Source organism: Ruegeria sp. YTSC230, assembly GCF_059609665.1.
Window position 1 is genome coordinate 1 of the sequence record NZ_JBXWMC010000001.1, and the last position, 21,673, is coordinate 21,673.

Genomic DNA, 21,673 nt, shown 5'->3' on the forward strand with positions numbered 1-21,673 from the left:
ACCAGGAAAGATCGCTAGCCAGTCGAGACACCTTCAAGCTGACCCGCGCCGCCGCTCTTAGCGAGTGGCGTCAACTTTGTTCCGGATAAGTTCGCGATTTCCGCGGCAAACTGAGGCTAGTTCAAATTAGTCTGACAGCACCCCGCTGAGATTATTTCGAATTTGTTCTACGGCGACCACATTCCAAGTTGTCCTACGTTAAGAGTTCCGCTGTCTTTCACCTCTGCATAAACGCCCATATCCATGTGGCCCAAGTGTTTTCGAATAAGGAACGGGATTCTCATGTCTCGTTCGGCTGTTTCTGGGTTAACTTCAGTGGCGGCGCATCTTTTTGTTCGCGAGATAATTTTTAATTTCACGTCGCCAAACACCAAGGTAAAGCCGACAGAGTCCAATTCGGAAAACGGTGGTAACCCCTCCAATTCAATATTCGCGCGAAACCTTGCCGGGTGTAATTCCACGTTTAGCTGTCTACCAAGCGCGTCGACAGAGGCCAGGTTGAGAATAGAAATAGCGTTCATCATTTTTGGCGACACGACCGAAACGTCCGTAAATCGATGTGGGTAGGAAGAGACAAACACTGGCGGCTCGGGGTCCCTTAGACCGAGTGTGTTGTAGAGGAAAGTCGCCGCGTCCCTTTGCCCCTTTGGCTCACGCGTTTCGAAGTGGTGAGTTTTCACTCCTACTTTAATTTCCAGCAGCTGGTTTTGAGCGTCGAATTTAGTTTGGAGACCGGCCAGACCTGCTTCATTCAAAAGCACAACAAAGCGGTCTTTTTCCAGCGGTTTCGGATTAAGGGTGTCGAAACCGGAGTTGTAGCGAGCAAAGCCAAAAAGGCGGTCACCAGGAATGCCTTCTCCCGCCAGCAGGTTAACGGTGCTTAGTGGTTCCGGACTCAAACCTTTGATAGGGTAGCGGTTCATCCGCACAATGTTGAGTTCGTTCATTCGTGGGATCCTGATTTGTCGAGATATTCCGGCGGTGGGGCTAGCAAGCGCTCTTCAAACTATCCCAATTTAACTCCTTGGATGAACGTCTAGAATATGGTTTCGGCACTATCTTTGGTGGGTTCGGGTTGGCAATCTAAAGCCTTCGGCGTCGCGATTTAAAGCATAGACGCGTTCAATTTCGAATTCCTTCTCCCTTTTCGCATAATGATTCTGAGGGGGCGGGGCGGTGAAATATGTAATAAAAGCAACTTAGTATTGATCATTGTCAAGGTAGATTTAACGGCTCTGAGGTACGAACCTCAAAAATTTCTGGACTTGAGGTGCGTACCTCAAATAGCCTTGGAGGTATGCCGCGATTCGCACATCCTCGATTGACGGCGAAAAAAGGGAGGAATGGATGACTTACACAAAACTGGCTTCGGTCAGCGCAATAGTCCTTGCCGCTACTACTCTTTCTACCAAGGCAAATGCTGAAGATCTGACACTATGTTGGGCGGCATGGGACCCGGCCAACGCGCTTGTCGAACTATCAAAGGAATTCGAAGCAGAATCCGGCCACACAATGAATTTCGAATTTGTTCCTTGGCCAAATTTTGCGGACAGGATGCTGAACGAACTGAACTCCGGCGGTAAGCTCTGCGACCTGCTGATTGGTGATAGCCAATGGATCGGCGGTGGCGCTGAGAATGGCCACTATGTCCAGCTGAACGACTTCTTCGATGCTGAAAGCATCAGCATGGACGATTTCGCACCTGCAACAGTTTACGCTTATTCGACCTGGCCCAAGGGTACACCAAATTACTACGCGCTGCCCGCGATGGGCGATGCGAATGGTTGGTTCTACCGCAAGGATTGGTTCGAAAACCCTGAAATCCAAGCCGCGTACAAAGAAGCGACTGGTCAGGACCTACGCGAGCCTCAGTCTCAGAAAGAGTTGTTGCAGATCGCGCAGTTCTTCCAAGGTCGTGAAATCGACGGCAAGACTGTGTATGGGGCTGCAATCTTTACCGAGCGCGGCTCGGAAGGCATCACCATGGGTGTCACCGGGGCCCTGTATCCGTGGGGTTTCAAATACGAAAACACTCCTGGCTCATATGATATGGAAGGCGCCGTAAACTCACCGGAAGCGGTTGAGGCTCTGGAATTCTACAAAGAATTCTACAAAACGGCGACGCCTCCGGGATACACCAACTCTTACATGGGTGAGAGCTTGGATGCATTTAAATCCGGTCAAGTCGCCATGGCTATGAACTGGTTTGCGTTCTTCCCGGGTCTTTACGCCGATCCCAATACCGGCGGTGACAAGATCGACTTCTTTGTGAACCCACCGCAAAATCAGGCAGGCTCGACACTGGGCGGACAAGGAATTTCTGTTGTCAGCTACTCGGATAACCAGGACGCCGCACTTGAGTACATAAAGTGGTTCGCGCAGCCGGAAGTTCAGGCCAAATGGTGGGAACTTGGCGGTTACTCGGCACATAACTCGGTGCTTGAAGATCCTGGTTTCGTGGACAGCCAACCGTTTGCCGGTGATTTCCTAGAAGCAATGGGTGGAGTACAGGATTTCTGGCAGGAGCCTGCCTATGCGGAACTCCTGCTGGCAATGCAGAAACGCATCCACGACTACGTTGTTGCCGACCAAGGCACAGCTCAAGAAGCGCTTGATCTTTTGATCGAAGATTGGACGGAAGTCTTCGAAGACGAAGGTAAGCTGTAACCCGGACGCAGGCAGGAGCGGGTGCGAACCCGCTCCACCTTCTCCCGTGTGTCGTAATCCAACAAGAACTGGCAATGAGATGTCTGACAGGTCCGTAAATCGCGTTGCGCAGGCAACGCCCGAGCGAGTTGCGCGAAAAATCAGGGGTTTATCCGACCGCGCGATCGCATGGATATTCATCTCCCCAACGATATTTCTACTGCTGGCAATCAACATCTTTCCGTTGATCTGGACCATCAAACTTAGCTTTACCAACTACAAGGCCAATCGGATCGGGCGCGAGGTCAAAGACGTTGGCTTCAAGAATTACGAGCGTATCCTAACCGACTCTGACACCTGGCTGAATATGCAGGCGACGGCGCATTTTCTATTCTGGACGATCTTCTTTCAGGTTCTGATCGGGTTCACTTTGGCGTGGCTGATCAACAAGAAGTTTAAGGGCAATGACCTTTGGACCACGATCATTGTGTTACCGATGATGCTGTCCCCGGCCGTTGTCGGGAACTTCTGGAAGTTCCTGTATCAGCCACAGATCGGCCTGTTCAATTACATCGTGTCCTGGTTCACCGGCAAGGAGCCGTCGAGCTTTGAGATGTTAGGCTCAGTAACTTTGGCCCCATGGGCGATCGTCATTGTTGATACATGGATGTGGACGCCGTTTGTTATGCTAATTTGCCTAGCCGGGCTGCGCAGCATTCCCGACTATATCTACGAGGCTGCCGAGATCGACCGGGCCAGCAAGCTGCGGCAGTTCCTCACGATTACTATCCCGATGGTGCTGCCATTTCTGATGCTCGCGGTGCTGTTTCGTGGGATCGAGAACTTTAAGATGTTCGACTTAGTGGTTCAGCTCACCGGCGGAGGGCCGGGTTCTGTAACGGAACTCACTTCGATCAATCTCAAGCGGGAGGCGTTTGAGAAGTGGCGCACCGGCTATGCCTCGGCCTATGCGATCATCCTTTTCGTCACCGTGTTCGGCCTTGCGTCGATCTACGTCAAAGCCCTGAACAAGGTGAAACAGAGATGAGTAGCTTTTCCGTCACCGAACCTTCGAACCGGTCCAAGTGGATCGCAGGCTTCTTGGTCATCACTTATGCGCTGATCACGATGATCCCGTTGGTGTGGATCTTGCTGACTGGCTTCAAATCGCCAGCCGATGCGATCAGCTATCCACCCAAGGTGGTTTTTGACCCGACGCTAGAAGGCTATGTCAACCTTTTCACCACACGCACACGGCAAACGCAGGAGTTTCTGGAAGCCAATCCACCGCAGAATTGGGCCGATGAGATCGTGCGCCAATACGACATGGTGATCGTTGGACCATCCAAGTTCGGTGAGCGCTTTATGAACTCGGTCATCATCGGGTTTGGATCAACGTTCCTGAGTATTTTTCTTGGCACTTTGGCGGCCTATGCCTTCAGTAGGTTCAAGGTCCCGCTTAAAGACGACCTTCTGTTCTTCATCCTCAGTACAAGAATGATGCCCCCGGTTGCTGTCGCCATCCCAATCTTCCTGATGTTCAGAAATCTTGGACTCAGCGATACGCACTTGGGAATGATCCTGCTGTACACGGGCGTGAACATCTCTCTGGCAGTGTGGTTGCTGAAAGGATTCATCGACGAAATCCCAAGAGAGTACGAAGAAGCCGCTCTCATAGATGGCTACACACGCTTTCAGGCATTTTACAAAGTGGTGCTGCCACAAGCCGCGACCGGCATAGCCTCGACAGCTATCTTCTGCCTCATCTTTGCATGGAATGAATATGCATTTGCCGTACTGCTTACCTCAGCAAATGCGCAGACCGCGCCGCCCTTCATCCCAACCATTATCGGTATCGGTGGTCTGGACTGGCCTGCTGTGGCGGCTGGAGCAACGATCTTCCTGATCCCGGTTATGATTTTCACCATCCTGATGCGCAAACACCTGCTGCGTGGGATCACATTCGGAGCCGTGCGCAAATGAGCGAGTTTCTTACCGGATTGATGCGGCTTCGCCGCGGCCCATGGGAAATGGTCGCAACTATCCTTATCGCACTGGGTGTCTTCATGCTGATGCAGCCCTTTGTCCTTTGGGCTTTCACCTACTCTTTCATCGTAACGCTGATCGGAACCGTTATGTTCATCATCGTCAGCCACTTCCCGGAGTAGAAATGGCCCAGATCATAGTCAAAAACGTAAAAAAGATGTTCGGCGATTTCACGGCTGTACGCGAAAGCTCGTTCACAATTGAGGATGGTGAGTTCTTCATGCTGCTGGGACCATCCGGTTGCGGAAAAACAACGACATTACGGATGATCGCGGGCTTGGAACTTCCAACATCTGGCGAGATTTACCTCGACGGTGAAGAAATCAGTCAACGGCCACCTTCAGAGCGAGACATTGCCTTCGTATTCCAGATGTTCGCGCTGTACCCGCATATGAACGTGCGTAAGAATATCAGCTATCCGTTGATTTCGCAGGGGATGCCACGTGCCGCGGTCAAAGCCAAGATAGAAGAAGTCGCCGGAATTCTGGGGATAACAGACATTCTTGACAGCCCCGTCGGAGGGCTTTCGGGAGGAGATAGACAACGGGTTGCGCTCGGGCGCGCGATTGTTCGTGACCCCAAGGCATTCATGATGGACGAACCTCTTGGTGCACTTGATGCAGAGTTTCGTGAACACATGGCCGAAGAACTGCGCGCGCTTCATGACCGTATGGGTGCGACCACTGTTTACGTTACACATGACCAGTTGGAAGCCATGCAAATGGGCGACAAAATCGTAGTGATGAACAATGCTGTGATCGAGCAATTCGGCACGCCTCAGGAGATTTACGACAAACCCGCTACGATGTTTGTAGCTAATTTTATCGGGTCTCCTTCGATGAACTTCCTGCAATTTCAGGGAAAGGTCGAACCTGGCACTGAAATGGTTCGCCTGAACGGGCATGACGAACCTGTTCCCAAACTGATGGAAGGGGCCGAAGGTGACTTGGTTTTTGGTGTCCGCCCCGAGCATGTTTTTCTATCGGATGCAAGCGCCTACCGGGCCAAGGTCCTGGCCGCAGAATATTTGGGAACCACCCAGATCGTGACATTGCAAAGCCCCAACGGTGAGCTGAAAGCCCGAATTGATGCACGCGAAGTCGTTAGCCCTGGCGAGACCGCGGGATTGGAGTTCCGCTCACCCGCAGTAACCCTTTTTGAAAAATCTACCGGACGCGCGTTGAGGTCCGCTCTGAACGACGAGGTGCTGAGCAATGGCTGAAGTCGTTTTGGAGAGTATCTCGAAGTCATTCGGCAATCTTAAAGCGGTGGATGATATCTCAATGACGATCCCCAACGGTGCCTTTGTGGTGTTGTTGGGCCCGACCGGCGCGGGAAAAACAACAACACTGAGATTGATATCCGGACTTGAGAAACTGGATTCAGGAACAGTGCGCATTGGCGGGCGTGACGTTGGAATAGAAACACCTGCCCAGCGCGATGTGGCGATGGTCTTCCAGCAATACTCGTTGTACCCGCATATGACAGTGCGTGAGAACCTGTCCTTTCCCCTGCGGTCACCGATCCTGAAGACGCCAGAGGATGAGATCGCGAGGAAGGTCAACGAAGTCGCCGAAATCCTCCAGATCCCACACAAGCTGGACAACAAAGCCACCGAACTGTCCGGCGGCGAAATGCAGCGCGTTTCAATCGGGCGGGCGCTAGTGCGTGACCCCCAGATATTTCTGATGGATGAACCCCTCAGCTCTTTGGACGCCAAGCTTCGGGCGGATTTGCGGGTCGAATTGAAAAGAATTCAGGCAGATCTGGGCTCCACGCTTTTGTATGTGACCCATGATCAGGTCGAGGCCATGACGATGGCTACGCATATCGGCGTGCTGGAAGAGGGCAGGTTGGTGCAATACGGCACGCCTCGAGATATTTATGAAAACCCCCGCAGCGTGTATGTCGCGAGCCGGTTGGGTTTGCCGCGCATCAACATTCTGCCATCCAACTTGTTTGGAGGGGATCACAAAGGCCCTCAGATTGGCCTTCGTCCCGAGAATATCATGGAAGGCGAGGGCAGTGATGCTCGTGTGATCCGTGCCGAGCACCTTGGTGACCAAACGCGATTGCACTTGGATTTGAATGGCCACACGGTCGTGACCTTGATTGATGTTCATCAGGACTACCCTGCCGGGCAAACGATAAAGATTCGTCCTCATAACCCGTTGTATTTCGACGCCTCCGGCGCGCGCGTGGCTTAAGGAGCAAAAGCATGGCCCAGTTCCTCAATACAAAAGAAACCCTTGTAACAGAGGCGATAGACGGCCTTTTGGCCTCTTCTGGCGGCGCATTGACTCGGTTGGACGGTTATCCGCATATCAAGGTGGTTTACCGCTCGGACTGGGACAAATCGAAGGTTGCGTTGGTCTCTGGTGGAGGGTCCGGTCACGAGCCAGCTCATGCAGGTTTTGTCGGGGCTGGAATGCTGACCGCCGCTGTTTGCGGAGAGGTGTTTGCATCCCCATCGGTTGAAGCGGTTCTTGCTGGTATTCTCGCCGTGACCGGCGAGGCGGGGTGTTTGCTGATCGTCAAGAATTACACGGGCGATCGGTTGAACTTCGGGCTCGCTGCAGAACGTGCCCGCGCCTTGGGGCGCAAGGTTGAGATGGTGGTGGTGGATGACGACATCGCCTTGCCGGACCTACCGCAACCGCGCGGTGTGGCAGGGACCTTGTTCGTACACAAAATTGCCGGCGCGCTTGCGGAAGATGGCGCTGATCTGGACACCGTGACCAAGGCTGCAAAAAGCGTCATCGATAAAGTGGTCAGCATCGGGATGAGCCTGGACACTTGCACTGTACCGGGGTCTCCGAAAGAGAACAGGATTGCGCCGGGCAAAGCTGAATTGGGCTTGGGTATCCATGGCGAACCGGGTGTCGAACAGGTGGAATTTGCCAATGCGGTCACAGCAATGTCCACCGTCGTGGAAAAGTTAAAACAACGGGTCGGTGCGGGGGAGTGTGTTGCGTTGGTCAACAACCTCGGGTCGACAACCCCTTTGGAAATGTCCGTGCTGACGCACGCTTTGTCCGAGACTGGTTTGACGAGTCACGTTATTGGTCCTGCGCCAATGATGACATCGCTGGACATGCATGGGTTCTCTGTTTCTGTGTTGCCCGTCAGCGAAGGCGAATTGTCGGCGCTTGAAGCTCAGGTCGGTCTGGTGGCATGGCCCGGCGTCAATTCTATTGGTCCAGTTCAAGTTGCACCTTTGCCTGATGGCTTGACCCCGATTGATCCTATTCCTTCAAACAACCCAGCCACAAAGGAAACGATTACGCGATTGTCCGAATTGCTGATAAATGCCGAAAAAGACCTGAACGAATTGGATGCCAAATCCGGTGACGGAGACACCGGTAGCACATTGGCAACTGCGGCGAGGGCACTGCAGGGTAGCCTGGACCGAATGCCCCTTGCGGATCTGACACAACTCTTCCCCGCTTTGGGCAACGAACTCAGCCAGACAATGGGCGGTTCTTCGGGCGTGATCCTTGCCATCTTTTTTAATGCTTCCGGAGACGCCTGCGCCAGTGGCGCGTCGATCCCGAAGTCCCTTGTGGAAGGTTTGAACCGCGTTAGCCAAGTTGGCGGGGCCAAAGTTGGGGACAGAACGATGATCGATGCGTTGGCTCCCGCGCTGGACGCTTTGCCTTTGGGTTTGGCTCAAGCTGCACAGGCGGCGCGCGAAGGTGCAGACAGTACGGCAAATATTCACCGTGCCAAGGCCGGTCGGGCTGCCTATGTTCCCGAGGAAAACCTAATGGGAAATAACGATCCTGGCGCTGAAGCCGTCGCCTTGCTGTTCGAGGGGTTGGCGCAGGAGATTAAAGGCTGAACGACTTGTGGAAGACCAAAAACACAAACTAAAATTGGTGAATAAGCCAACTGTGAATGACATCGCGCGCGTTGCGGGTGTTAGCTTAGCAACCGTTGATCGAGTCCTGAACAGGCGACCAGGCGTTCGGGCCGTGACCGTAGAAAAGGTTCAACAGGCAATCAATGAGCTTGGCTATGTCCGCGACACCGCTGCAGCTAACCTTGCGCGACAGCGTATCTATAACTTCTTGTTCGTGCTGCCCGATACCGACAACGAGTTTGTCGAAGCGCTCAGCAAGCAGATCGTTGAACAGTCACGCGACCAGTTAATTGAGCGGACGCGTATGAAAATTCAACGGGTGGCTCCGTTTGATCCTCAAGAAATTGTCGAGATTCTGGATGCGCTGGACAGTCGCGATATTGATGGCGTCGCCGTTTTCGGACCCGAAACGCCTTCGGTCCGGGATGCCGTGAAAAGAGCCCGGGACAAAGGCGTTCCGGTGGTGGCTTTGGTGTCTGACCTGCCTAGCTCGGACAGGGACCATTTCATTGGAATTGACAATGTTTCGGCAGGTCGTACGGCGGCTCAACTGATGGGGCGCTTTGTGCATCGCAAGGGAAAAGTGCTGGTGCTGACAGGTTCGCGCCTGGCGCGAGATCATTTGGAACGGCGCCAGGGATTTGATCTGGTTATCGCCGAGGATTTTCCGCATCTCGAAGTAGTGGCGTCGGTCGAAGGTCGCGATGACCCTGAGCTAATCTACAAGATGATGCCCGAGATTTTTGAGACCTACCCGGATCTCGTCGGGATCTACTCTTCCGCTGCTGGCAACGCCGGACTGATCCAGTTTCTGTCCGACGGCAATATCAGCAAAGATCTGGTGATTATTGCTCACGAGCTTACGCCGCTGAGCCGCGAAGCGCTGACTCGCGGGACTTTTGATGCGTTGATCTCACAGGATTCAGGCCACTTGGTCCGATCTGCGGTTCGTCTACTGCGCGCAACATCTGACAAGGTTCCGTTCAACAAAGCGCAAGAGCGCATTCGTATCGATATCTATCTGAAGGAAAATTTGCCGCCATAGAGGCATCGGTTTTTGGGGAGGAGACATTATGAAAACGATAAAAGGCCCGGCGTTGTTTCTGGCACAGTTTGCCGGAGATGAAGCGCCCTTCAATTCGTGGGACGCCATCACCAAATGGGCGGCGGATTGCGGCTATAAAGGCGTTCAGGTGCCCAGTTGGGATAGCCGGTTGTTTGATCTTGAAACCGCCGCCTCAAGCACGGACTACTGTGACGAGTTCAAGGGTAAGGCTAAAGAAAACGGCGTAGACGTCACCGAGTTGTCCACGCATCTTCAGGGCCAACTTGTAGCCGTGCACCCCGCATACGACACAGCTTTCGACGGCTTCGCCGCCGAAAGCGTTAGAGGGAACCCGAAAGCCCGGCAGGAATGGGCGGTGGATCAGGTTAAGAAGGCGCTGTCAGCCTCCAAGAATTTGGGGATATCAGCGCACGCGACATTCTCTGGCGCACTGGCCTGGCCCTATGTCTACCCTTGGCCGCAACGTCCTGCAGGTCTGATCGAAACGGCGTTTGATGAACTGGCCAGCCGTTGGATGCCAATTCTGGATCACGCGGAAGACTGCGGCGTCGATGTGTGCTATGAAATCCATCCGGGCGAAGACCTGCATGACGGGGTGACCTTTGAGATGTTCCTCGAACGGACAAGCAACCATGCTCGGGCATGTATGTTGTACGACCCGTCACACTATGTCCTGCAATGTCTCGATTATCTTGACAATATCGACATCTACAAAGACCGGATCCGGATGTTTCATGTCAAAGACGCCGAGTTCAACCCGACCGGTCGGCAGGGCGTCTATTCCGGTTATCAAGGCTGGGTTGATCGGGCAGGGAGGTTCCGGTCGCTTGGCGATGGTCAGGTCGACTTCGGGGCTGTGTTCTCCAAAATGGCGGCGAACGACTTTGACGGCTGGGCTGTGGTAGAATGGGAGTGTTGTTTGAAACACCCTGAGGACGGGGCGCGTGAAGGCGCGCAGTTCGTGTCCGATCACGTTATCCGCGTGACCGAGAAAGCCTTTGACGACTTTGCGGATGGTGGCACAGACGAGGCGGCCAATCGGAAAATGCTGGGGATAGACTGATGGTAACTGGACGCAGTGAAGAAACATCTGGCCGCATTCGCCTTGGCATGGTTGGCGGCGGCAATGATGCGTTCATAGGCGGTGTGCATCGAATTGCCGCTCGCTTAGACGACAAGTTCGAGTTGGTCGCGGGTGCTTTGTCTTCAACGCCGGAGAAATCCAGGGAAAGCGGTGCGGTGTTGGGACTCGACCGGGTCTACGACGATTTCAAGCAGATGGCGATCAGAGAGGCGCGTTTGAAATCGGGGATAGAGGCAGTCTCGATCGTCACGCCCAATCACGTTCACTACGCCGCCGCGCGCGAGTTCCTGAAGCGCGGCATTCATGTGATTTGCGATAAACCCCTCACCTCGACCCTTGTGGATGCCAAGAAGCTGGTCAACGCGGCAGAAAGTTCCGGTGCGCTGTTCATTCTGACCCACAATTATACCGGCTACCCCATGGTCCGTCAGGCGCGTGAGATGGTCGCCAATGGGGAGATCGGCAAAATCCGCGTGGTTCAGGTTGAATATCCGCAGGATTGGTTGACCGAGCAGCAGGACTTCAAACAGGCCGAATGGCGAACCGATCCTGAGCGTTCCGGCACAGGGGGGTCGACCGGTGACATCGGAACCCATGCTTATAACATCGCCTGCTTTGTGACAGGTCTGAAACCGGAGAGCCTTGCAGCTGACTTGCAGGCCTTCGTGCCAGGACGCAAAGTCGATGACAATGCGCATGTCCTGTTGCGGTTCGAAGGCGGCGCGCGCGGGATGCTGTGGTCGTCCCAAGTTGCCCCTGGAAACGAAAACGCCCTGCGATTGCGCGTATATGGTGAAAAGGGTGGGCTTGAATGGGCGCAGGAAGACCCGAACTATCTTTGGTTTACGCCTTATGGCGAACCAAAACGTCTGATCACCCGAAATGGGGCTGGAGCCGGGGATGCCGCCAATCGGCTGAGCAGGGTGCCTCCGGGTCATCCGGAAGGGTATCTGGAGGGGTTTGCAAACATCTATAGTGAAGCTGCGGATGCCATAATAGCGTTTCGAAATGGCAATTCGCCTGATCCGTCGGTGATCTATCCCACCGTTCAGGATGGGTTGAATGGTGTCAGGTTCGTCGCAGCTTGTGTGCAAAGCTCTGCAAGAAATGCAGCTTGGGTAAAGTTGGAGTAGCGCGATACTCGCCTTGACAGGGCGTCATCCATAATTAATTTTACCAATTAAAATAAAACATCAAAGGGTGACGCCGAATGTATCTTGGATTGGATTTGGGAACGTCGGGTCTCAGAGGAATTCTGATTGATGACGCCGGTCTCGTCGTTAGCGACGCAGAAGCTGGCATTTCCACATCGACGCCAAAACCCGGTTGGTCCGAGCAGAATCCGCCAGATTGGATTAACGCGTGCACAAAGGTTATTGCGAAGCTCCGGTCAGACAACGCATCGGCATTCGCAAAACTGCGCGGAATTGGTCTGAGCGGGCACATGCATGGTGCCACCTTGTTGGATGCCGAAGGTGAAACTCTAAGGCCCTGCATTCTATGGAATGACACACGATCTGCAAACGAGGCAAAAACACTCGATCAGTCTCCACAGATGCGGACCATTTCCGGGAACATTGTTTTCCCGGGTTTCACAGCGCCGAAACTGGAATGGGTGCGGTCGCACGAGCCCGAGGTTTTCTCAAAAACAGCCAAAGTTTTATTGCCGAAAGACTATCTTCGGTTTTGGCTGACAGGTGAGTACATCTCGGACATGTCAGACAGTGCCGGAACATCCTGGTTGGATGTTGACAAACGGCAGTGGTCTGAAACGGCGCTGGGTTTGGGGCACATGCAGGCCGCACAGATGCCGCGTCTTGTCGAAGGGAATGAGCCGGCTGGTGAACTGAAAACCGAGCTGCGGCATGCATGGGGCCTTTCTGGTCCTGTTGTCGTGGCAGGTGGCGCAGGCGACAACGCAGCGGCGGCTTGCGGTATCGGGAGCGTAAAGGACGGTGCGGGTTTCGTGTCGTTGGGAACGTCCGGAGTTCTTCTTGTTGCTCGGGATGCATATGCCCCGGCGCCTGAAACTGCAGTGCACTGCTTTTGCCATGCTGTTCCCGAAATGTGGATACAAATGGGGGTCATACTCTCGGCAACAAACAGTATGAATTGGCTTTCAAGCAATCTCGGCCAACCTGTGGAAAAACTGGCGTCGATGGTACCTGATAGCATTGCCAGACCTTCTTCGATTACGTTCCTGCCGTATCTTTCAGGCGAGCGAACGCCGCATAACGACAGTCGCATTCGAGCAGCATTCTTGGGTGTCGACGTCGCATCGGGCCCCGCCGATCTGACCCAATCTGTGATGGAGGGCGTTGCCTTTGCGATGCGTGACTGTCTTGAAGCCTTGAAAAGCACAGGAACCTCGCCGACCAACTTGATGGCTGTTGGAGGAGGCGCAAGATCCAGGTTTTGGTTGGAAACACTTGCTACGGTATTGCAAGTGCCTTTGGACGTTCCAAAAGGCAGCGAATTCGGCGCAGCCATGGGCGCTGCACGTCTTGCGATCTGTGCCGCCAACAATGCAAAGCCCGGCGACATTATGAAGCGGCCTAAAATTCAGGAAAGCATCGACCCACGCAACGATCTGGTCGAACCCTATGAAAGGGAATTCGGGCAATATCGGCAGTACTATAAGGCGCTGGCACCTTTGACGGGTGGATGATGGTTGAAGTTGGAAAACCTTCTCGGTTCGAAACGGTTATACTGAATGATGGGGACATGCGAGCCTCGGTCCTGAGCAATGGGGCGTTATACTCAAGGTTGGTGGTACAAGGACGTGCGGCATATTTTGGGGTTTGATGACCTAAATAAATACTTCACCGATAAAACCTATTTGGGCGCGACCGTTGGCCGTGTTGCGAACCGGCTCGGCGGCGCGCGGTTCGAGTTGGAAGGCACTGGTTTGGAGCTTAACGCCAATGAGAGTGAAGACCCTCTACATGGGGGAGCGGAGGGGTTTTCAAAACAATTCTGGAACCTTGAGCAGACCGCACCAAACGAAGTGGTAATGCGTTACCTTTCACTCGACGGGGAAAGCGGCTTTCCTGGGAACGTCCGGTTCGAAGTCAGTGTCACGCAACGGAACCCATGGTCGACCTACACACTACAAGGTCATTCTGACCGGCCTACACCGATCAGTCTTTCACAACACAACTACTATACTTTGGGCAGCGCAAGGGGTGTTGACGCACACGAGCAGGAACTCGCCTCAGAGCGGTACTTAGAAATTGACGAACAAGGAGTTCCGTCCGGCGGGTTGTGTTCGACCAAGGACAGCGAATTGGATTTCTCTACACCTAGATCGATCAGGCATGTTCCGATGCCGATCGACCACTATTTCTGCTTTGATCAAGCCCGTGACCCGACAGATCCGGTCACGAAATTCACCGCGTCGTCCGCTCTTTTTCTGGCCGCTTATGCTGACCAACCCGGAGCACAGGTTTATTCGGGTGCCCATATGGCGAAGCCACTACGCGGTTCATCTGGTTCGTGCATCGAGCCATCGGGATGCCCGAACGCGCCCAACATACCTTCGTTTCCCTCGGTCATTTGCACGCCCGAAAAACCGTACCGGCATGAACTCTCGCTCGAGATCACGGAAGGTGGCAATGGGAGTTAGGCTATTCATTCCCATCATCAGCTTTTTGATTGCTGGCACCAGCGCCAATGCTCAGGAACTTGGACCACCTCCGACTTTCCTTGAGCCTGATTTCCACCGCGTTGAATTGGGACAGTTGCTTTTCTACGATCCGGTTTTGTCCGGCAACAAGAACATCAGTTGTGCGACCTGTCATCACCCTAGGCTTGGCACGTCGGACGGCCTTTCGCTCGGCATCGGGGAAGGCGGGATCGGCTTGGGTACTGAACGCACGCTGGATACTCAGAATACGCCGGAGCAACGTATCCCTCGAAACTCACCGGCGCTTTGGAATCTTGGTGCGACGGAGTTCGCGACGTTTTTCCATGATGGGCGTCTTGAAGCCGATCCAACGCAACCAAACGGGATCAGAACTCCTTTGGGGACACATATGCGGTCCGGTTTTCAATCGGCATTGGCGGCACAGGCGATGTTCCCGGTGCTTTCACCAGACGAAATGGCCGGTCATTACTCCGAAAATGACGTCAGCGAAGCGGTTCGATTGGGGCTATTGACACAACAAGGTGGAGCGTGGGACCTGATTGCGGCTCGAGTTGCCGCCATCCCAGAATACAAGCAGCGCTTTGATGCCATTACGCCGGGTAGTGAGATCTCATTCACGGCCATTGCAAACGTGATCGCAGATTTCATCGCATTCGAATGGCGCGCCGACAACAGCCCCTTTGATCGCGCGATGCGAGGCGAAGACGCACTATCTAAAAACGCCGAATTCGGCATGCACCTGTTTTTCGGCAAGGCGGGGTGCAGCAGTTGCCACGCGGGCTGGTTCCAGACGGATCACAAGTTTCATTCGATCGGTTTGCCGCAAATCGGGCCTGGAAAGGCCGCGCGGTTTGAGAGTCATGTTCGCGATGATGGGCGACTTCGTGTTACAGGTCGTGCCGAAGATGCGTTCACATTTCGCACGCCATCTCTACGCAATGTAACGCTGACCGCGCCGTATGGGCACAACGGAGCATTTGCGCGACTCGAAGATATCGTGCGCCACCATCTGGACCCGGTTACATCCTTGCGAAACTACACGGTGGAGATGGCTTTGTTGCCAGATTTCCCGGGCTCTGAAGACGAAACTCCCTTGCTGGAGCAGCAACATCTGGATGCCATTGCCAACAGCAACAGCTTGTCGAAAATTACTCTTACGGATCACGAGGTCGACGCTCTTTTAAGTTTTCTGGCAAGCCTTGAGGATCCGGCGCAGAGGCTGGGTGTGCCTGCCCAAGTTCCAAGCGGTCTGCCGGTAGATCAATAGTCACCGACGCATTTGAACAATCTGGTTCGGTGCCACGTCCTGCCATGTGCTGGCCTCTCCATCCGGCCAGACTACCCGAAGCTGTACTTGGGTTTCGTCCCCCAAACCGAAATGATGATATCCAGCCACGCCACCAGCATGTCCACCGCCAATGGTTATTTCTCGGGTTTGCAAACCTTGCGCGGTTTGAACCTCGACAAATCCACCGACCGCTGCCTGGTTGGATTTGTCCTGAGCAACATCAACCAACAGCCAATTGCCGCCTGTTGAGATATTTTGACTGACCTCAAGTTTTGATCCGCGGTTTACGACCACCAGATCGAGCCACCCATCGTTGTTTAGATCTGCAAGCGCTGCACCACGAGACTTCGCCGTCGAGGCAACACCAGCCTCTGACGAGGCTTCGAAAAACTGACCTTCCGGGCGCTGAACCAACAGGTTATTTGGGTCGTTCAGGGCAGCATCCGGCATTTGCTCTACATTGCCTTTGGACACGAAGATGTCGTCTCGGCCGTCATTGTTGACGTCTCCAAACTGTGCGTGCCAGCCGGTCGACGGCCTTCCGTCGTTGCCGACATGTGGTCTGTGGGCCGTTGTGCCTTTTTCGTAAGTTGCATCGCGCCACGTCGGGCCGTTGGTGTCCGGGTCAAACACCTGAAGCTTCTGGTCGCCCATCGAAGTCAGATAGACCTCGGGAAAGCCATCTCCGGTCAGATCGCGAGAGGCAATACCCATTCCCCAGATCGAATAGGGCAGCCATCCGTCTTCGGACGAGTATAATCGCGGCTCAGGCTCCATCGCCCATAGCTGCTCTTGCCCATTGCGTACATAGTAGTGGCGGTCATTGCTGACACGAAGGTCTGCGCGTCCGGTTCGTGCCCAGTCGGAAAACAGAATGGAAAGCGAGCAGAAGCTGGGTTCCAGTTGCTGGAGGGGGGCGTAGCTGCCCTCGTTCGGGCGATAGAGTAGGGTTGGCTCGCAGGATTCAAACGGGCCTTCCGGGTCGAAGCGATCCACGTAAGTTCCAAATGCCAATGTTGGCAAGGATTGGTCGTCTTCCCATGTGGCCGAAAATCCAGTGGTCCAGTGATCCACGGATTGGAACTCGATGTTATCGAAGGGACGGAACTGACAATCCGACTGACCTTGAAGCAGGACATCATCGCCCACACGCAATATGGCCAGATCCATCAAACCATCGCCGTCAACGTCCAATGGGTAGGCGCCGGTTACTCCGGTTAAGGACAGCTGATCCGGTGTCTCAATAAGAAAAGAAACCTCGCCCTCAGAGGTGTTTTTGAACAGCTGAGATCGATTGGACCCGCCCGCGACGAACAATTCGGGTAATGTGTCTCCGTTACAATCAAAAACCGCTACTCCGCCGCCAACAAAGTGCTCCCAACCGCCATCGTAAATATGAACGGGCACGTCGATGCTTTTGAATTGAAGCTGTGAATCGGCATCGGCAGCTGTGGCAAGAACGAGTAATGCCGCAAATTCAGGACGCATTCGCCGCAAGCCCCTTTACCTTCAGGATCGAGACCTGTTCGATCCCATACGCGGCAGCACCTTTGGCCCACATCAGATCGCCCCAGTGATGCACTTTGATTTCAGGCAAGGGTGCGTCGACATTCACAACACCATTTTGAATGCGCGTCATAACCTCGGCCGAGCAGAGGTGTTCAAAGCTCATTTGCGCACCTGACACAATGATGCATTGGGGATCGAACAGATTGATCAGATTGGACACTCCAAGACCAAACATCTGCCCCGCACGCGCAAGCACCGAGGTGGCTCTGTCATCACCGGAATTGGCGCGAGTGTGGATGTCCGAGACCGTTTGCATGTCGTCGGCGTGACCTGTGACAGTCATTTCTCGGATCAAGGCGTAGTCCCCAACATAGGCTTCCAAGCACCCCCGTTGACCGCATTGGCACAGAGCGCCGTCGAGTTGCACTTTGGTATGCCCAAACTCAGCCCCACAGCCTCTTTTCCCGCGGTAGAGCCTACCGTCCAAAACGATACCGAGGCCAACACCATGTTCGATCGTGACAACAAGAAAGTTCTTTAGCCCTTTGCCTAGCCCAAAAAGCTGTTCGGCTTTTGCGACGAGGTTGGCGTCGTTTTCCACGAAGGCAGGGCAGGGGAGCTCTTTCGCAATTAAAGGGTTGAAATCAATGTTTCTTTCGGTCACCGAAGACGACCAGTGGACAAAGTTTCTAGCTGCATCAATCTGCCCAGCCAATCCGATTGAAATGCCAGCCAAGTGTTCGATTGAAAGACCGACCTGTTGGCATGTGTCTTCAAGGGCCAAGCGGATAGTCGATATAAGGTTTGCCGGCGACATTCGGGCGTCTTCAAGCTGGGCCTTGTGCGACGTCACCTCGTTCCCTTCAAAATCCACGAGAATGACCGAGATCATTTGGCGTGCAACCTTCAGGCCCGCGACAAGGAACGACTGGCCGTCCAATTGCAGCAAAACTCTGGGTCGCCCCCTTTTTCCCGACTTTGACTGTGCTTCGCCTTCAATCTCTTTGATCAGCCCTGCCGAGATCAAATCAGCCGTTGCTGAGGTGATCGTGGCAGGACTGGTTTCCAAGGCGGACGCGATATCAATCCGTGATACGGATCCCTTGCTTCTGATCTGTTCCAACACCCGCAAGCGGGTTGCGTTTCTTTGGTCTAAAGAAACCACAGACGCTTTGCTTTTCAGCATCTTGCCCTCTCGAATCTTACTCTGGACCCAACTTAAGTGAATTTAATGGTGTCTTGTAGGCTAAATATTTTACCGACTGAAATAAATATGGTATTCAAATTTGTGAGAGCCGCGAATCGAAATGCGATGGCTCGGCAAATGGGAGGAAATCATGAAAAAAATTCTCAGCTTTTCGGCTGTGGCCACTTTGTTGGCTTCGACCGCATTCGCAGAGCCAGTGGTTGGTGTAAGCTGGTCGAACTTTCAGGAAGAGCGTTGGAAAACGGACGAGGCGGCAATTAAGTCGGCGCTTGAAGCAGGCGGCGCCGAGTACATTTCGGCAGACGCGCAATCGTCTTCCGCAAAGCAGTTATCGGACATTGAAAGCCTGATCGCCCAAGGTGTGGACGCGCTTATCATTCTCGCGCAGGACGCACAGGCCATCGGACCGGCTGTTCAGGCAGCGGCTGACGAAGGTATTCCGGTCATTGCTTATGATCGCCTGATTGAGGATGACCGTGCGTTCTATCTGACTTTCGACAATGTGGAAGTCGGCAGAATGCAGGCCCGAGCTGTCTTTGAGGCCATGCCCAAAGGCAACTACGTGATGATCAAAGGCTCTCCTACTGATCCGAACGCAGATTTCTTGCGGGGTGGACAGCAGGAAATTATCGGAGCCGCAGTAGACAGCGGTGACATCGTAATCGTTGGTGAAGCCTATACGGATGGTTGGCTGCCCGCGAACGCGCAGCGAAATATGGAACAGATTCTGACCGCGAATGAGAACAACGTGGATGCAGTTGTTGCTTCGAACGACGGGACAGCAGGCGGCGTTGTTGCTGCGCTGACGGCACAGGGTATGGAAGGCATTCCGGTGTCCGGTCAGGACGGCGACCATGCGGCCCTGAACCGAGTTGCGCTGGGAACTCAGACAGTTTCGGTATGGAAGGATGCCCGTGAACTCGGAAAGGCCGCTGGCGAAATCGCTGTCGCACTGAGTGGTGGAACAAGCCCGGCTGACGTCGAAGGCGCAACGAGCTGGACATCACCAGGTGGCACCGCGATGAATTCGGTCTTCCTCGCGCCGGTTCCTATCACCAAGGACAACCTGTCCGTCGTTGTGGACGCCGGATGGATCCCATTGGAAGATCTGTGCCAAGGCGTTGAAAACGGACCTGCTCCTTGTAACTAATCTTCAAAGTCCCTGGCTCTGTCTGGGCCGGGGACCATTGCTGAATATGAAAGATCGGAAATGACCGAAACTTCGTCTCAGCCGGTACCTGAAAAAGCGAAACCCAGCCTGTTCCATCAATTGGAACTGGATATGCGGCTTTTGGGAATGATCGGCGCATTTGTCATCCTGTGTATCGGGTTCAACATCTTCACGGATGGACGGTTCTTGACGCCTCGGAACCTGTTCAACCTCTCCATCCAGACGGTTTCAGTGGCCATTATGGCGTGCGGAATGGTGTTCATTATCGTCACTCGCCACATCGACTTGTCGGTAGGAGCGCTGCTGGCAACAACCTCGGCCGTGATGGCAATGACGCAAACCGAGCTTTTGCCGCAAATACTTGGGATGGGTTTGAACAATCCGGCAACCTGGGCGATCACAATTGTTGTTGGGCTGTTTGTCGGCACACTGATTGGTGCATTTCATGGCTGGATGATCGGCTATCTGACGATACCGGCTTTCATTGTCACACTTGGCGGGTTTTTGGTTTGGAGAAACGTAGCGTGGTATCTGACCAGCGGCCAGACGATTGGCCCTCTGGATAGCACGTTCCTGATGTTTGGCGGGACTAACGGAACTTTGGGAACAACGACAAGCTGGCTGTTTGGACTATTCGCTACTGCGATCGCGATCTGGGCGTTGTGGAGTGGTCGCCGCGCAAAAGCGTCACATGGGTTCCCTGTGAAACCTGTTTGGGCCGAGGCCACTCTGGCTGGGATAATCGCATTTGCTATCCTTGGGTACGTTTACATCGTAAACAGCTACGCTATTCCTACGCGCCGTCTGCAACGTATGTTCGAAGCGCGCGGCGAGACAATGCCAGAGGGGCTGGTTGTAGGATACGGCATACCGATTTCTGTCCTCATTCTGATTATCGTGGCTGTCACGCTGACAATCGTGGCGCGTAAAACCCGGTTTGGACGCTACATCTTTGCCACCGGCGGAAACCCGGATGCGGCAGAGCTTTCGGGTATCAATACTCGGCTGCTGACCGTGAAGATTTTTGCGCTTATGGGCTTCCTGTGCGCCGTTTCTGCTGTGGTCGCCTCGGCGCGCCTTGCAAACCACTCAAACGACATTGGCACGCTGGACGAACTGCGCGTCATCGCCGCTGCAGTGATCGGAGGAACCGCATTGTCGGGCGGCATCGGTACCATCTATGGCGCGATCCTTGGTGCATTGATCATGCAGGCGCTGCAATCGGGCATGGCAATGGTTGGCGTTGACGCGCCGTTTCAGAACATCGTGGTCGGCAGCGTCCTCGTGTTGGCTGTCTATATCGACATCGTCTATCGCAAACGACTGGGGGCAAAATGATGCAAGCACAGGATATGCAGAAAAAACCTTCCGGCACAGGGGGCGGTTCAGGCGCGCCGCCATTGGTCGAGATGCGCGACATCTCGATTTCCTTTGGTGGGGTCAAGGCCGTTGACCATGTGTCGGTCGATCTCTATCCGGGTGAAGTCGTTGGTCTACTTGGCCATAACGGGGCCGGAAAGTCCACGTTGATCAAGGTATTGTCCGGTGCCTATCAGATGGACCACGGCGAGATCCTGATCGATGGCAAGCCGGTCGAGATTGGCAATCCCCGTGACGCCCGGGCAAACAATATCGAAACGATATATCAGACGCTCGCCTTGGCCGACAATCTGGACGCGACATCAAACCTGTTCCTGGGGCGCGAGATGACGACGCCTTTTGGTTTGGTCAACGACGCAGCCATGGAGGCCGAGTGCCGAAAGATCATGGCGCAGCTCAACCCGAACTTTCAGAAGTTCAATGACCCGGTCTCCGCCTTGTCGGGTGGGCAAAGACAATCAGTAGCGATCGCTCGGGCTGTCTATTTCAACGCGCGTATTTTGATCATGGACGAGCCGACAGCAGCGCTTGGGCCGCATGAAACGCAGATGGTGGCAGATCTAATCCACCAGCTAAAGGCGCAGGGCATCGGGATTTTCCTGATCGATCACGACGTGCATGCCGTCATGGAATTGTGTGATCGAGCCTCGGTTATGAAGAACGGAAAACTGGTTGGGACGGTCGATATCGCAGACGTCACTGATGACGATCTTTTGTCGATGATCATTCTCGGCAAGCAGCCAACGCAAAAAGCAGAATAGGGTCAGG

At 54.0% G+C, this 21,673-nt stretch carries 19 protein-coding genes and 1 pseudogene; 17 read left to right on the forward strand and 3 right to left on the reverse strand.

Going from position 1 to position 21,673, the window contains the following annotated elements; genetic code table 11:
* Nucleotides 1-89, forward strand: a pseudogene (locus tag AC2FD9_RS00005) (IS6 family transposase); the annotation flags it as partial.
* Between the two features lie 78 nt (nt 90-167).
* On the opposite strand, the gene AC2FD9_RS00010 reads toward AC2FD9_RS00005, so the two are convergent.
* Entirely contained in the window at nt 168-947 is a 780-nt protein-coding gene (locus AC2FD9_RS00010) for an MOSC domain-containing protein (protein WP_496834770.1), read from the reverse strand.
* Nucleotides 948-1,347: 400 nt separating this feature from the next.
* Here AC2FD9_RS00010 and AC2FD9_RS00015 point away from each other — a divergent pair, with 400 nt between their 5' ends.
* The 13 genes from AC2FD9_RS00015 (at nt 1,348) to AC2FD9_RS00075 (ending at nt 15,617) form a co-directional block, all read left to right on the forward strand.
* Nucleotides 1,348-2,667, forward strand: coding sequence for an ABC transporter substrate-binding protein (locus AC2FD9_RS00015; RefSeq protein ID WP_282168719.1), 1,320 nt, complete (start codon nt 1,348-1,350; stop codon nt 2,665-2,667).
* A 79-nt stretch (nt 2,668-2,746) separates the two neighbouring features.
* Complete coding sequence (locus AC2FD9_RS00020; RefSeq protein ID WP_058274730.1) at nt 2,747-3,694, forward strand: carbohydrate ABC transporter permease; 948 nt, start codon at nt 2,747-2,749, stop codon at nt 3,692-3,694.
* Complete coding sequence (locus AC2FD9_RS00025; protein WP_010442361.1) at nt 3,691-4,629, forward strand: carbohydrate ABC transporter permease; 939 nt, start codon at nt 3,691-3,693, stop codon at nt 4,627-4,629. Before AC2FD9_RS00020 ends, AC2FD9_RS00025 begins: the two co-directional genes overlap by 4 nt.
* Entirely contained in the window at nt 4,626-4,814 is a 189-nt protein-coding gene (locus tag AC2FD9_RS00030; protein WP_058274732.1) for a hypothetical protein, read from the forward strand. The genes AC2FD9_RS00025 and AC2FD9_RS00030 overlap by 4 nt, the downstream gene beginning before the upstream one ends.
* A 2-nt stretch (nt 4,815-4,816) precedes the next feature.
* Entirely contained in the window at nt 4,817-5,914 is a 1,098-nt protein-coding gene (locus AC2FD9_RS00035; protein ID WP_496834771.1) for an ABC transporter ATP-binding protein, read from the forward strand.
* Nucleotides 5,907-6,899: an ABC transporter ATP-binding protein gene (locus AC2FD9_RS00040; protein ID WP_496834772.1), complete on the forward strand. Its 993-nt coding sequence runs from the start codon at nt 5,907-5,909 to the stop codon at nt 6,897-6,899. Before AC2FD9_RS00035 ends, AC2FD9_RS00040 begins: the two co-directional genes overlap by 8 nt.
* A gap of 11 nt (nt 6,900-6,910) precedes the next feature.
* Complete coding sequence (locus AC2FD9_RS00045; RefSeq protein WP_282168716.1) at nt 6,911-8,533, forward strand: dihydroxyacetone kinase subunit DhaK; 1,623 nt, start codon at nt 6,911-6,913, stop codon at nt 8,531-8,533.
* A gap of 37 nt (nt 8,534-8,570) precedes the next feature.
* Nucleotides 8,571-9,599, forward strand: a complete 1,029-nt coding sequence (locus AC2FD9_RS00050) for a LacI family DNA-binding transcriptional regulator (RefSeq protein WP_496834773.1) — start codon at nt 8,571-8,573, stop codon at nt 9,597-9,599.
* A gap of 28 nt (nt 9,600-9,627) precedes the next feature.
* Nucleotides 9,628-10,683 (forward strand): sugar phosphate isomerase/epimerase family protein, encoded by a 1,056-nt coding sequence (locus AC2FD9_RS00055; protein ID WP_496700085.1) that lies wholly within the window; start codon nt 9,628-9,630, stop codon nt 10,681-10,683.
* The gene (locus AC2FD9_RS00060) at nt 10,683-11,837 is read left to right on the forward strand and encodes a Gfo/Idh/MocA family protein (protein WP_496834774.1); all 1,155 of its coding nucleotides are present in this window, start codon (nt 10,683-10,685) and stop codon (nt 11,835-11,837) included. Before AC2FD9_RS00055 ends, AC2FD9_RS00060 begins: the two co-directional genes overlap by 1 nt.
* Before the next feature lie 77 nt (nt 11,838-11,914).
* On the forward strand, nt 11,915-13,372 hold the full coding sequence (gene xylB / locus AC2FD9_RS00065; RefSeq protein ID WP_496834775.1) for a xylulokinase: 1,458 nt from the start codon (nt 11,915-11,917) through the stop codon (nt 13,370-13,372).
* A gap of 78 nt (nt 13,373-13,450) precedes the next feature.
* The gene (locus AC2FD9_RS00070; protein WP_496834776.1) at nt 13,451-14,329 is read left to right on the forward strand and encodes an aldose epimerase family protein; all 879 of its coding nucleotides are present in this window, start codon (nt 13,451-13,453) and stop codon (nt 14,327-14,329) included.
* Nucleotides 14,319-15,617 (forward strand): cytochrome-c peroxidase, encoded by a 1,299-nt coding sequence (locus AC2FD9_RS00075; RefSeq protein WP_058274740.1) that lies wholly within the window; start codon nt 14,319-14,321, stop codon nt 15,615-15,617. Before AC2FD9_RS00070 ends, AC2FD9_RS00075 begins: the two co-directional genes overlap by 11 nt.
* Here the strand turns inward: AC2FD9_RS00075 and AC2FD9_RS00080 are convergent, their stop codons facing one another.
* Both AC2FD9_RS00080 and AC2FD9_RS00085 read right to left on the reverse strand, forming a co-directional pair.
* Nucleotides 15,618-17,126 (reverse strand): CRTAC1 family protein, encoded by a 1,509-nt coding sequence (locus tag AC2FD9_RS00080; protein ID WP_496834777.1) that lies wholly within the window; start codon nt 17,124-17,126, stop codon nt 15,618-15,620.
* Nucleotides 17,116-18,333, reverse strand: coding sequence for an ROK family protein (locus AC2FD9_RS00085; protein ID WP_496834778.1), 1,218 nt, complete (start codon nt 18,331-18,333; stop codon nt 17,116-17,118). Before AC2FD9_RS00085 ends, AC2FD9_RS00080 begins: the two co-directional genes overlap by 11 nt.
* A 151-nt stretch (nt 18,334-18,484) precedes the next feature.
* Here AC2FD9_RS00085 and xylF point away from each other — a divergent pair, with 151 nt between their 5' ends.
* The 3 genes from xylF to AC2FD9_RS00100 are packed head-to-tail and all read left to right on the forward strand — an operon-like array spanning nt 18,485 to nt 21,666.
* Complete coding sequence (xylF, locus tag AC2FD9_RS00090) at nt 18,485-19,504, forward strand: D-xylose ABC transporter substrate-binding protein (RefSeq protein WP_282168707.1); 1,020 nt, start codon at nt 18,485-18,487, stop codon at nt 19,502-19,504.
* Between the two features lie 60 nt (nt 19,505-19,564).
* Nucleotides 19,565-20,863: a sugar ABC transporter permease gene (locus tag AC2FD9_RS00095; protein ID WP_496834779.1), complete on the forward strand. Its 1,299-nt coding sequence runs from the start codon at nt 19,565-19,567 to the stop codon at nt 20,861-20,863.
* Nucleotides 20,863-21,666, forward strand: a complete 804-nt coding sequence (locus tag AC2FD9_RS00100; protein ID WP_186437488.1) for an ATP-binding cassette domain-containing protein — start codon at nt 20,863-20,865, stop codon at nt 21,664-21,666. Before AC2FD9_RS00095 ends, AC2FD9_RS00100 begins: the two co-directional genes overlap by 1 nt.
* Nucleotides 21,667-21,673 lie beyond the last annotated feature (7 nt).